The following is a 12605-nucleotide window of genomic DNA, read 5'->3' as shown; positions in this document are numbered from 1 at the left end:
CAAACAAAAATCGAAAACGACGTCAGCGGAACTGCAGCCCCTCGAACTGGCCGCTGTTGCGCCATCCGTCGATATATTTGAAATAGGCCATGGCCCCCGCCGGATGGCCGACATTGAGCTTGGCCGCCGGAACGGGCTCGCGCCCTTCATTGTTGTAGTAGCCCGGCGTGCAATCGGGTGAGCCGATCATGAGGCCGGCGCCGGTCAGCAGCAGTTCAACCCATCGGTCCTCGGCTTCCCTGGTGACTTCGATCTCCTTAAAACCGTTCGCCTGTGCATGCCGGATCATCAGCGCAATCGTCTTCGCCGCCTCGGTCAGATTATGCGGCACGTTGGAGATGAGATTGGCGCCCTGCGTCGGCTGGACGAAGAATGCATTCGGAAAACCATGGACGTGGATGCCGTGCTTGGTACGCATGCCCGACGCCCAGTGGTCCGACAGCTTCACTCCGCCGCGACCGGTCAGGTCGAAGCCGGCACGCCGCTTGTATTCGGTGCCGACCTCAAATCCCGAAGCGTAGATGATGCAGTCGAGCTTGTATTCTCTGCCCGCAACCACGACGCCGTTCTCGGTGATGCGCTCGACGCCCTTGCCGTCGGTATCGACCAGATACGTGCCCGGCGTGTTGAAGGCCTGCAGATACGAATCATGGAAACACGGCCGCTTGCAGAGCTGGCGATACCAGGCCTTGAGTTTTGCGGCCGTCTCGCGGTCGCCGACGATGGCGTCGACCCGCGCGCGGATTTCCTCCATCTTCTCGAAATCGGAATCCTCGAACGCCGCCAGCATGTTTGCCGGGGTGCGCTGCTCACGCGGCAGGTCCATGACCCTGGCGCGAATACGCCGCGACAAATCAGTCCAGCCGTCCTGCACCAGATCTTCTTCCGCGGAGCCGCCGGCCTGGTTGGCGGTAAAGTTCTCCAGCCAGCGCTGCTGCCAGCCTGACGTCGCGATCTGCGAAAACCATTTCGGATCGATCGGCGCATTGGCTCTGACGTCGACGGAGGACGGCGTGCGCTGGAACACATAGAGCTCCTTGCAGGCGCGCGCGAGATGCGGCACGCACTGCACGGAGGTGGCGCCGGTGCCGATGATGCCGACGCGCTTGTCGGCCAGTTTTTCCATCAGCGCGCCCTTGGGGTCGCCGCCGGTGTAATCGTAATCCCAGCGGCTGGTGTGGAACGAGTGCCCCTTGAAGGACTCGATGCCTTCGATGCCGGGAAGTTTCGGCACGTGCAGCGGCCCGGTACCCATGCCGACGAACTGCGCGGTGAAGGCATCGCCGCGATTGGTGCGGATGGTCCAGCGCGATTTTGCCTCGTCCCAATCGAGGCTTACGACCTCGGTGTGAAACAGCGCGTGTTCGTAGAGGCCGTATTGCCTGCCGATGCGCTGGCAGTGCGCGAGGATTTCCGGCGCATGCGCATATTTCTCCGACGGCATGTGGCCGGTTTCTTCGAGCAGCGGCATATACACCATCGATGCGGTATCGCATTGCGCGCCCGGATACCTGTTCCAATACCAGGTGCCGCCGAAGTCGCCGCCCTTTTCGATGATCCTGACATCCTTGATGCCGGCTTCCGACATGCGCGCGGCGGTGGCGAGCCCGGCAAAGCCGCCGCCGATAAAGGCAAAGGTGACATGGTCGGTCTTCGGATCGCGCGGGGTGACGGGCGTATAGGGGTCGTCGAGATAATGCGCTAGCTGCCCCGCGACGCGGAGATACTGGTCGTTGCCGTCGGCGCGGAGTCGCTTGTTGCGCTCTTCCAGATACTTTTGGCGCAGTCGTTCCTTGTCGATCGAAGCGTTCTGCGCGGCCCGGGGTTGATCTGTGATCGTCATCCGAAGACGCCTTTCAAAAATTGCGAAACGTTTCTGTCTTACCACCCGCTCAGGACGGATGTGCGGACAGATAGGGCGAGTTTGCAATCGACCATGACGGCATCGGCTCCATGCGAAAGATCTGGCGCAGATGGACTTCATCGGGGCCGTCGCCGATGCGCAGCAGACGCCCCCAGGCCAGCGCCTGATGGATTGGCGTGTCATCCGAACCGCCCATCGCGCCGAACACCTGCATGGCGCGGTCGGCGATCCGCTGCAGCATCGCAGGCACTGCGACTTTGATCAGCGACACGTCGCGCCAGGCGTCCTGGTGGCCGGCCTGATCGAGCCGCCACGCGCAGCGATAGGCGAGTAGCCGCGCCTGTTCGAGTTCGACGCGGGACTCCGCGATCCAACGCTGCACGGTGTCGTACTGGATCACAGCGCGTCCGAAGGCCGAGCGCTCCGATGAACGCACCATCATCAGTTCGATCAAAAGCTCGCAGAGCCCGATCGAACGCATGCAATGATGGATGCGGGCCGGCCCCAGCCGAATTTGCGCGACCTTGAAGCCTTCGCCCTCGGCGCCGAGCAGGTTGGCGCGGGGTACGCGAACGTTATCGAAGGCAAGCTCTCCGATCGGGGCGACATGATCCTCACATCCCATCCAGCGCAGCCGCCGCACCAGGCGGACGCCCGGCGTATCCATCGGCACGATGATGCAGGAATGGCGACCGGTGCGGTCGGCACCGGAATCGGTCACGCCCATCACGATCAGGAAGCTGCATTTCGGATGCGCCGCACCGGTGATGAACCATTTGCGTCCGTTGATGACGTAGTCATCGCCGTCGCGGACCATCCGCGTGGCGATGTTGGTGGCATCGGATGAAGCCACGTCAGGTTCCGTCATGCCGAAGGCCGAGCGGGTTTTGGCTTCCAGCAGCGGCTGCAGCCAGCGCGCCTTCTGCTTGGAAGTGGCGCAACTCTGCAGCGCGATCATGTTGGGCACGTCGGGCGCCTGACAGTTGAAGACTTCAGGCGCCCAGAACAGCCGGCCCATGATTTCCGCCAGCGGCGCATATTCGAGATTGGAAAGCCGGGTGCCGGGCTCATCGTCGGACAGTTCGGGAAGGCCGAGATTCCACAGCCCTGCCGCCCGCGCCTTGCGTTGAAGGTCGCCCATGAAGGGCGCGGCCTCGCCCTTGGCGACGTGAGCAAGCCAGGCGCGGTGGCGCGGCAGAACTTCGTGGTCGAAGAACGCCTGCAGCTTCTTAAGCCATGCCTCCGATCGACCGGAAAGATCGAAATCCATGTCGCCTCCCGTCCTTTTGAGGCGAAACCTAAGCGTATATCGACACGATATGCAAATTCATTTCGATATATTGACAGAATTAGGGAACCATGACCAAATTTCGACCATGGCAGCGATTTCCAGTATTGATCCCCCAAGGTCCCGGATGCCGGAGGACCAGGCAGATCCCTCCTTCGCGACTACGCTGGCGCATGGGCTCGACGTGCTGGCGGCGTTCCGCAACCGTAGCGGCTCGCTGTCGAACGCCGACCTCGCGCTGCATACCGGCCTGTCGCGGCCGACGGTGTCGCGGCTGACCTACACGCTGGCGCAACTCGGCTATCTCAAGCGCGATGCCAAAGGACGCTTCCAGCTCGGGCTTGGCATTCTCGCCGCCGCCTATCCCGTGCTGTCGGCGCTGAAGGTGCGGCAACTAGCGCGGCCCCTAATGCGCGATTTCGCCGCCTACACCGGGGGCACGGTTTCCATCGCGATGCCGTTCGGCCTCGACTTCATCTATGTCGAGACGCTGCGCACCACCGACGCCGTGACGCATTTGCCGGATGTCGGCTTTGCCAGTTCGCTGGCGCCTACCGCCGTCGGCCGCGCCTTGCTGTCGCTGTTCACCAAGGAAGAGCTCGACGCCTATGTGGCGAACGTGAAGGCCGAGCGGCCGGAAGAAGCTGACTATGTGCAGGCACTGACGCTGCCGGATGTCGAGCTCTGCAAGGAGCGCGGCTTTGCGATCTCGCTCGGCGAATGGCGGCGCGAAATCTTCGGCGTCGCCGCGCCGCTGTACCGCACGCCGTCGGGCGACTGCCTTTCCGTCAATTGCGGCATTCCCTCGTTTCGTTTTAACGCCGAACAGATCGAGCGCGAATGCGGCCCCCGCATGCTGGGCCTGGCGCGCAGCATCCGCTCGCTGGTGGCCAACGACTGAATACCCCCGCCAGAGGGGCAAGCGCATCGCTCGAACGATGCGTAAAATATGGGGAGGGAAGAATGCGCCGGATCAAAACCGTGCTGGGCTTCGCCGTGGGTTCTGCCATGCTGCTCGCCAATGCCGCACAGGCGCAGAGCAATTATCCGAACCGCCCGATCCGCATCATCGTGCCCTACCCCGCCGGCGGCATCGTCGACATCGTCGCGCGCACCGTGACTGAACAGGTCGGCCGCGACTGGAAACAGACGGTCGTCGTCGAGGCAAGGCCGGGCGGCAACAGCAATATCGGCACGGCCTCGGTGGCGCGCAGCGAACCTGATGGTTACACTTGGCTCGTCACCGGCCCGGCGGCGCTGGTCAACCCGACGCTCTACAAGGACGCCGGCTGGGACGCGCTGAAGGACCTCAAATGCGTTGGCCTCGCCGCCTGGAATCAGAGCGTGGCGCTGGTCCACCCATCGATGCCGGCGAGCACCATCAAGGAATTCGTCGAGATCGCGCGCAGGAAGCCGGGCGAACTCAATTTCGGTAATCCCGGAACTGGTTCCTCCATCGACCTGAGCGCGCAAAAACTGTTCCAGGCCGCCAACATCAAGCTGACCAATGTCGGCTACAAGGGCCAGCCGCAGGCCCTGATCGACCTGATGACGAACCTGATGCATTTCGAGATCGTCTCGCTCGAACTGGCATTGCCGCACATCAAGGCAGGAGCGTGAAGCCGCTGGCCGTCATGACGGACAAGCGTGTCACCGACCTGCCTGACGTGCCGACGATCGCGGAAGCGGGATTTCCGGAAGCCACCTATGTACCTTGGTACGGCATCTATGTTCAGGCGGGAACGCCCGATGCCATCGTTGGCAAGATCAACGACGGCATCAACAAGGCGCTGCAGAATCCGGAGGTGCAGCGTCAGCTGGCGGTCGCCAACATCCCGGGCAAGCCGATGCCGCTTACCGATCTGGCCACGCTGATGAAGGCGGACCACGAGAAGCTGACGAAAGTGATCGCGACCTCGGGCATGGCGCTGCAGTGACACGGGTTGGCAGGCACCGCCGATCCTGTCGCTAATTGAGTGCCCAGAGGTAGGCCAGCGTCGCCGCGATCCCGAGCGCCGTTCTGACTGCGTGCAGGCCTCCCCACGTCACGATCAGCGCGCGTGATTGGGAGCCGGCGTCCTCCTCGACAATCGCCTTCAACGCGCGGTTGGTCGGCATGATGCCCAACAGCGTATAGGGCCAGTTTGCGAGAATGAGCACAGCGCCGACAATCCAGCGCCAATCCTGCGTCAGCCAGGCGGCGATCAGCCCGAGCACGCCTGAAATGACCGCGCCACTCGCCTGCATCTGAAGGCCGCGGTCGTAGCTTAGCTTCCACTGCTTCAAGAGGGCTCGGTCATCGAGACCGAGACGCGCCGGCTGCTCGGCGAAATTGACGTAAAACGCAGCCCCGGCGAACGCGGCGGCGACAATCGTCGCAAGCTGTCCCACAAACATGACTCACTCCACATTACATATTGACAATATATTGTCATCTTGACTACTATTTGTCAATGATAGCCAAACGACACACGCCCGGCGGCGACGCCCTGACCGGCCTGGTCCTTGCGGTGTTCCGGCTCAACGGGCGCCTGCTCACGGCTGGCGACCGCCTTGTGTCCGATCTCGGCCTTACCAGCGCACGCTGGCAGGTGCTGGGCGCCATCGCTTTGGCGCCGAGCCCGCAACCGGTGGCGTGGCTGGCGCGGAACATGGGACTCAATCGCCAAGGCGTTCAGCGCATCGTCAACGAGATGCGGCAAGATGGCCTCGTTGAGCTGCGCCCCAACCCGCACCATCGCCGCGCGCATCTCGTTGCGCTGACGAAACGGGGAGCAGATGCCTTTGGTTCCGCGAGCCGGTTACAGGCGCCATGGGCAAATGCCCTGGCCAGGGGAATCAGCGCCGAGGAGTTCGCGAAGACCCGCCGCCTTCTCGCAACATTATGCGAACGGCTCGATCAGGAATTGGGCAAGGGCCACGACGACAACGGCTGAGCCGTCAATGATCGTCGCACCTCAACGTCATTGCGAGGAGTCAACGGGTCGCGCGAATGCGCGCCCGATGACAGGCTCGGCGACGACTTGTCCGCCGTAGCTCGCAGGGCGAAGGCGGAAGCAATCCACACTGCCTGCGCTGCTCGATGGATTGCTTCGCTTCGCTCGCAATGACGGCGGAGATCCCATCCACCTTTCACTTCTTGACCTTGCTGGCATCCATCTTGATCGACGTATCGAGCATCTTGACCGAGAATGCGGTGTTCACATCGAACGGCTTTTCCATGCCGAGATAGGTCTGCACCAGCTCGTAGTCCTTCTTCATCCGCTCGGCGTCGATCCAGCCCAGCGCTTTGGTCGTGGTGAAATCGTCCGTCATCAGGAACTTAATGCGCTCCCATTGGCGCTGCTGGTTTTCCCTGTCGAGGCCGGAGGCCTGGTCGAGCAGTGCCTTGAGGCAGGGCGCGACGTCGGCGACGCAGGCGGCGTAGGCCTTCTGGCTGATCTTGACGAACTCCTCGACCAGTTTCGGGTTCTTCGCGAAATAAGCGCCGTTGACGATCAGCGAATTGCCGTAGGGGTTCAGCCCGATATCCTTCCAGTTGACGTAACCGAGATCGGCACCGAACTCGATCACCTTCAGATCGTGCTCATTGTAGAAGTCGCTGATGATATCCACAGTGTGGCTCTTCAGCGCCGCGATCTTTGCGGTCGGGCCGACATTGACGAAGCTCACCGAGTCAGGCGCGATACCGGCGGCCTTGGCAAAGGCCGGCCACATCACCCGCGAGGCGTCGCCCGGCGGATTGCCGATCTTGTGGTTCGGAAAATCCTTCGGCCCGTTCACGCCATAGCTCTTCAGCCAGTAGAAGGTCTGCCCGGTGTTGGCGTAGATGCTCATCAGCGCCACCACATCGGCGCCCTTGCTCTTCGCCACCAGCATGGTGGCGAGATCGGCGATGCCGAACGGCGAGCCGCCGGAGCCGACCTTCAGCGAGGAAAACGCCGGATCCCTTGCCGACCTCGATCGTGAGGTCGATGCCGGCCTTCTCGTACCAGCCTTGCGACTTGGCGTAGTAAAAAGGCGAATGATCCGCCGTCGGCGTCCAGTTCAGGATCAGGTTGACGGATTCGGCCGCGGCGCAGGGCACGGCCGGTAGAGCCAGCGCAAGCGCCAGTCCCGCAATTCGCAAAGCCTTCATTGCACCCTCCTCGTTCTGCAACCCGATCTTGTCGCCGCGTTCCCGTGACGCTACCAATGCAACAAGGGACCAGACGACTTGTCAACTATTTGGTTGGAAATGCCCAAAAAACGTATCGACGACACCAAGCCGCAGCGGCGCGATCCGGCCGCAACCCGCAAAAAATTGCTTACTGCGGCGCGACGCGAGTTCGCCAACAGCGGCCTTGCCGGGGCCCGGGTCGACGAGATCGCCGCACGGGCGGGTGTCAACAAGCAGCTCGTCTATCACTACTTCGGCGACAAGGACGCGCTTTATCTGGCGGTCCTCGAATGGGTCTACGAGGAGATCCGCGCCCAGGAGCGCAAGCTCAACCTCGAGGGTTTGCCGCCCGAACAGGCCATCAAGAAGCTGATCGAGAGTTCCTTTGATCACCTCGCGGCACACCCTGACTTCATCGTGCTGCTGAACGACGAAAACCGCGGCGGCGCCCGGCACGTGCGCGGCTCCCAAAAGCTCGAAGCGATGCATTCACCGCTGGTCAGCCTGGTTTCGACTATTCTCGGCGAGGGCGTGAGGGCCGGCATATTCCGCAAGGGTATCAACCCGGTGCACCTCTATATCTCGATTGCCGGGCTCAGCTATTTCTACTTTTCGAACACGCCGACGCTGTCGGCGATCTTCGGCAAGGACCTGTCGAGCCGGGCCGCCCGGCAGGCCCGCCGCAAGCATGTGGTGGATCTGGTGATGCATTCGCTGCGGCCCTAATCAACCAGATGGTTGATTACCGGGAAAGGCCGCGATAGATTGCCGCCACGCGGCCGGGAACCGGCTGCGCGTCTAAAGGGAGTGCACGGTGTTCAGCGGTGACGGCGGATCGGCACGGTCTTTCGCGATCATCCTGATCGTGCATCTGGCTGTGATCGTGTTGTGGCAGGTATTGGTCGACGCCTTCCAGGTGCCGAAATTCATCCTGCCCTCGCCGCTCGCGACCGTCGCGACGCTCGGCTCGCCCAGCTATGCGTGGCTTTCCAACCTCGCGGTGACGGCCATCGAAATTCTCGGCGGGTTCTGCCTTGGTGCGCTGGTCGGCATCATGCTGGCCGTGATGTTCACCTGGTCGCCGCTGATCAGCCTGTTGCTGCTGCCGCTGTTCGTGACGTTGAACATGATTCCGAAAGTGGCGCTCGGTCCCCTGTTCATCGTATGGTTCTCCTACGGGATATTCCCGAACATCCTGATCGCGTTTTCGATCTGCTTCTTTCCGATTTTGCTCACGACCGCGCGCGGCTTGAGCGAGGTCGAGCCCGATTTGCTTGATCTCGTGAAATCGCTGCGCGGCTCGCGGTGGACGCTGTTCCGGAAGATCCAGTTGCCGGGGGCGCTGCCTTACGTGTTTTCGGGAATGAAGGTCGGCGCGATCCTGGCGGTGGCCGGTGCGATCGTCGGCGAATTCATCGCCTCCGAGCGCGGGCTCGGCTATCTCATGATCCAGGTGCAGTCCTCGCTCGATACGCCCGCGATGGTAATGGCTGTCGTGCTTCTGACATTGCTGGGCGTGGCGCTGTACGGGCTCGTGCTCGGCCTGGAGCGGATGTTCGTCGTCCGTGACATCCGGCTGCAGTAACAAAGGAAGAAACATGCTGCTGACGCGCGACACCCTGCCCGCAACGATTGCCGATATCGCCGCGCTTGACAAACTGCTGTGCCGCCCGAGCCAGGCACTGATTGATGATCTCCGCAAGGTCGACGGCGACATTATGGTTTTGGGTGTCGCCGGCAAGATGGGGCCGACGCTGGCGGGTCTCGCGAAAGCCGCAGTGCCGGATCGTCGCGTGATCGGTGTCGCCCGCTTCAGCGATCCCGCCGTCAAGGAGTGGCTGCAGGCGCGCGGCGTCGAGACAATCAATTGCGATCTGCTCGATGAGGCCGCCATCAAGGCGCTGCCGAAGGCTCCGAATATCGTCTTCATGGCCGGGCGAAAATTCGGCGCCGAGGGCGATCTCTCGCTGACCTGGGCGATGAATTCGCACGTCCCTGCCCTGGTCGCGCAAGCCTTTGCGAGTTCGCGCATCGTCGCGTTCTCCACCGGCTGCGTCTATCCGTTCGTGCCAGTCAGCGGCAAGGGCTCGGACGAGGACATGGCGCCCAATCCGCCCGGCGAGTACGCGCAATCCTGCGTCGGGCGCGAGCGCATGTTCGAGTATTTCTCGAAGAAGTATTCGACGCCCGGACGGCTGTTCCGGCTGAACTACGCGATCGACATGCGCTACGGCGTGCTGCACGATATCGCCAGCAAGGTGCTGCAGGGCAGGCCGATCGACGTCAGCCTCGGCCATGTCAATTTCATCTGGCAGGGCGACGCTTCCGCACAGGCGCTGCGGTGTCTGGCGCATTGCGATACGCCGACCTCGCCGATCAATGTCAGCGGCCACGAAATACTTGCCGTGCGCGATCTTGCCGCGAAGTTCGGCCAACGCTTTGGCCGCGCTCCCATCATTGTCGGCAACGAAGAGCCCACGGCCTGGCTCACCGATACGTCACAGGCCGTAAAACTGTTCGGCCTGCCGATCGTCGATACCGAGCAACTCATCAGTTGGACCGCCGACTGGGTATCGCGATCGATGCCGAGCCTCGGCAAGCCCACCAAATACGAGGTGCGCGATGGCCGCTATTGAGCCACTCGACATCGTCGAGCTCGGTGTCGGCGACGCACAGGCCGGGCTGGCGCTGTCGACCGAAGCGGGCTGGAACCAGAACGAGGCCGACTGGCGGTTTTTCCTGAGCAAGGGCGTTGTGTTCGGTATGCGCGACGGCGCGCGGTTGGTGGCGACTGCAGCGCTGCTGCCCTACTCGGCGGGCAATGCCTGGATCAGCATGGTGCTGGTGACCGCGGACTTTCGCCGCCGCGGCATTGCGACGAGGCTCGTCGATGCCTGCCTCGATGTGGCGAAACGGCGCGGCCTGACGGCCTGGCTGGACGCGACGCCGGCCGGTGCCGCCGTCTACGGTCCTCTCGGCTTCACACCGACGCTGCAATTGCGGCGGCTGCGGCTGGCAAGGCCCCGCGAAGCCAAAGCGACAGAGCAGCTTTCGGCCGGCGACCTCGAGGCATTGATAGTGCGTGATGCCAGCGCCATGGGATTCGACCGCAGCACATTGCTGTCGGAATTCGCCGTGCGGTCTGGCTCCTGCGTTGTGTCCCGTACCCAGGCGATGGCCCTGATCCGGGATGGACGCACCGCGCGGCATATCGGGCCACTGCTGGCCGATCGGACCGATCAAGCGCTGGCGTTGATAGATGCCATCGTTAGCTCCGAGGCCGGCCCATGGCTGATCGATGCCGCTCACTCCCAGGACGAATTTCTGGACGGCCTCGTCCGCTCGGGCTGGAACATCGAACGGCCGTTTCAACGCATGCGCTTCGGCCGCGCCACCATGCTGTCGGCGGAATTGCCGTTCGCCGTCGCGGGACCGGAATTTGGATAGGAATAGCAGCGATGCATCATAGCGAAATCAAAGCCGACGTTCGGAAGTTGATCGCCGACGGCACTGTGTTGCCGGCGCATCCGCTCGCGCTCGATGCCAACCGCGCACTCGACGTCCGGCATCAACTCGCCTTGACGCGCTATTATCTCGATGCCGGCGCCGGAGGATTGGCTGTCGGCGTCCACACCACGCAGTTTGCCATCCGCGACGTCGGCCTGTATCGGCCGGTGCTGGAGCTGGCGGCCGAGACCGCGGCCTCATGGACCAAGCGGCCGGTCGCAATGGTTGCAGGCCTCGCCGGCCCGACCCAGCAGGCCATCACCGAGGCGCAAACCGCTGTTGGCATCGGCTATCACGCGGGGCTGCTCAGCCTTGCCGCGATGAAATCGGCATCCGAGGACAAGATCATCTCCCATTGCGAGGCAGTGGCCCGCGAGATTCCGCTGGTCGGGTTCTACCTGCAGCCGGCCGTCGGCGGCGTCATCCTCAGCGCTGATTTCTGGCGCCGCTTCGCTTCCATCGACAATGTCATCGCCATCAAGATCGCGCCCTTCAACCGCTACCGGACGCTCGACGTGCTGCGCGGCGTGACGGCCGCCGGCGCGCTTGACCGCGTCGCGCTCTATACCGGTAATGACGATCACATCCTGCTCGACCTCATGCTGCCCTTCGACCTGCGCGACAAGGGCGTCACCACCCGCGCCTATTTCAAGGGCGGCTTGCTCGGGCACTGGTCGGTGTGGACCGCGAGTGCAATCAAGCAGTTCGAGATGTGCAAGGCGGCGCGCGGCAAGGACAGCGTGCCGGCGGACCTGCTGGCGCTCGATGCACGTGTGACCGATTGCAACGGCGCGTTCTTCGACGTCGCCAACAATTTTCACGGCTGCATCGCCGGTTGCCATGAAATCCTGCGGCGGCAAGGATTGATGCAGGGCCTCTGGTGTCTCGATCCCGCGGAGGGGCTTAGCCCGGGCCAGATGCAGGAGATCGACCGCGTCTGCCGCGAGCATGCCGATCTCTCCGACGACGCCTTCGTAAAAGACAATTTGCAGAAATGGCTGGCATGAGCGCCGACGAGCCTTTCATCAGCCTGCAGAACGTCCGCAAGGTCTATCGTTCCAAGGGCGCGGAGTTCCTCGCCGTCTCCGACGTCACCATGGACGTGCAGGAAGGCGAGCTGGTTTCGCTGGTCGGCCCCTCCGGCTGCGGCAAGACCACCGTGCTGAAGATCCTGGCCGGGCTGCATGACGCCGACGGCGGCACGATCAAGATCGGCAATTCGAAGACTCCGTTCGACCCGGCCCGCGACATTGGCATGGTGTTCCAGCAGGCGCTGCTGCTGAAATGGCGTACCATCTTGGACAACGTGCTGCTGCCGGCCGAGATCGTCGGCCTGCCCATGAAGGCCGCGCGGGCCCGCGCCCGCGATCTGCTCAACCTGGTCGGCCTCGCCGGCTACGAGGACAAATACCCGCAACAATTGTCCGGCGGCATGCAGCAGCGCACAGCGATTGCGCGCGCTTTCATCCATGACCCAAAACTGATCCTGATGGACGAGCCGTTCGGTGCGCTCGACGCGCTCACCCGCGAACAGATGAACCTCGAAATGCTGCGGATCTGGCGCGAGAGCGGCAAGACCATCCTGTTCGTGACGCACTCGATCCAGGAAGCCGTATTCCTCGCCTCGCATTGCGCTGTGCTCACCGCAGGCCCGGCGCGGATGGCGGAATATTTCCCGATCGAGCTGCCGTTCCCGCGCGCGTTGCCGATCAAGACCACGGATGAATTCGGCGCCTATGCGCGACGGATTTATGCGAGCCTGGGATTGAGCCCTAGCGCTTGAGCCC

At 62.9% G+C, this 12605-nt stretch carries 11 protein-coding genes and 2 pseudogenes; 9 read left to right on the top strand and 4 right to left on the bottom strand.

The window, feature by feature from the left end:
• Positions 1-22 precede the first annotated feature (22 nt).
• Both V1294_RS14540 and V1294_RS14535 read right to left on the bottom strand, forming a co-directional pair.
• Positions 23-1843, bottom strand: coding sequence for a flavin-containing monooxygenase (locus tag V1294_RS14540; protein ID WP_334497994.1), 1821 nt, complete (start codon positions 1841-1843; stop codon positions 23-25).
• Between the two features lie 49 nt (positions 1844-1892).
• The gene (locus tag V1294_RS14535) at positions 1893-3134 is read right to left on the bottom strand and encodes an acyl-CoA dehydrogenase family protein (protein WP_334497991.1); all 1242 of its coding nucleotides are present in this window, start codon (positions 3132-3134) and stop codon (positions 1893-1895) included.
• A gap of 145 nt (positions 3135-3279) precedes the next feature.
• On the opposite strand from V1294_RS14535, the gene V1294_RS14530 reads away from it, so the two are divergent.
• Entirely contained in the window at positions 3280-4053 is a 774-nt protein-coding gene (locus V1294_RS14530; protein WP_334497989.1) for an IclR family transcriptional regulator, read from the top strand.
• Positions 3993-5089 (top strand): annotated as a pseudogene (locus tag V1294_RS38005) (Bug family tripartite tricarboxylate transporter substrate binding protein). Before V1294_RS14530 ends, V1294_RS38005 begins: the two are co-directional and overlap by 61 nt.
• Before the next feature lie 31 nt (positions 5090-5120).
• Here the strand turns inward: V1294_RS38005 and V1294_RS14515 are convergent.
• A complete protein-coding gene (locus V1294_RS14515) occupies positions 5121-5549 on the bottom strand; it encodes a DUF1772 domain-containing protein (RefSeq protein WP_334497983.1) in 429 nt (142 codons plus the stop codon).
• Between the two features lie 56 nt (positions 5550-5605).
• Here V1294_RS14515 and V1294_RS14510 point away from each other — a divergent pair, with 56 nt between their 5' ends.
• Positions 5606-6088: a MarR family winged helix-turn-helix transcriptional regulator gene (locus V1294_RS14510; RefSeq protein WP_334497981.1), complete on the top strand. Its 483-nt coding sequence runs from the start codon at positions 5606-5608 to the stop codon at positions 6086-6088.
• 196 nt (positions 6089-6284) lie between these two features.
• Here V1294_RS14510 and V1294_RS14505 read toward each other — a convergent pair.
• Positions 6285-7290, bottom strand: a pseudogene (locus V1294_RS14505) (ABC transporter substrate-binding protein).
• A 99-nt stretch (positions 7291-7389) separates the two neighbouring features.
• Between V1294_RS14505 and V1294_RS14500 the strand changes: the two are divergent.
• The 6 genes from V1294_RS14500 to V1294_RS14475 all read left to right on the top strand — a co-directional run bounded on the left by V1294_RS14500 (position 7390) and on the right by V1294_RS14475 (position 12601).
• The gene (locus V1294_RS14500; protein ID WP_334497979.1) at positions 7390-8037 is read left to right on the top strand and encodes a TetR/AcrR family transcriptional regulator; all 648 of its coding nucleotides are present in this window, start codon (positions 7390-7392) and stop codon (positions 8035-8037) included.
• Positions 8038-8125: 88 nt separating this feature from the next.
• Complete coding sequence (locus V1294_RS14495; protein ID WP_334482766.1) at positions 8126-8896, top strand: ABC transporter permease; 771 nt, start codon at positions 8126-8128, stop codon at positions 8894-8896.
• Positions 8897-8909: 13 nt separating this feature from the next.
• Positions 8910-9947 (top strand): NAD-dependent epimerase/dehydratase family protein, encoded by a 1038-nt coding sequence (locus tag V1294_RS14490; RefSeq protein ID WP_334497977.1) that lies wholly within the window; start codon positions 8910-8912, stop codon positions 9945-9947.
• The gene (locus V1294_RS14485) at positions 9934-10758 is read left to right on the top strand and encodes a GNAT family N-acetyltransferase (protein ID WP_334497975.1); all 825 of its coding nucleotides are present in this window, start codon (positions 9934-9936) and stop codon (positions 10756-10758) included. The genes V1294_RS14490 and V1294_RS14485 overlap by 14 nt, the downstream gene beginning before the upstream one ends.
• An 11-nt stretch (positions 10759-10769) precedes the next feature.
• Positions 10770-11825: a dihydrodipicolinate synthase family protein gene (locus V1294_RS14480; protein WP_334497973.1), complete on the top strand. Its 1056-nt coding sequence runs from the start codon at positions 10770-10772 to the stop codon at positions 11823-11825.
• Positions 11813-12601 (top strand): ABC transporter ATP-binding protein, encoded by a 789-nt coding sequence (locus V1294_RS14475; RefSeq protein WP_334482776.1) that lies wholly within the window; start codon positions 11813-11815, stop codon positions 12599-12601. The genes V1294_RS14480 and V1294_RS14475 overlap by 13 nt, the downstream gene beginning before the upstream one ends.
• Positions 12602-12605 lie beyond the last annotated feature (4 nt).

Source organism: Bradyrhizobium sp. AZCC 1678 (assembly GCF_036924765.1).
In the GTDB taxonomy this organism is placed as follows: Bacteria; Pseudomonadota; Alphaproteobacteria; order Rhizobiales; family Xanthobacteraceae; genus Bradyrhizobium; species Bradyrhizobium algeriense.
This window is presented reverse-complemented; position numbering and strand designations above follow the sequence as displayed.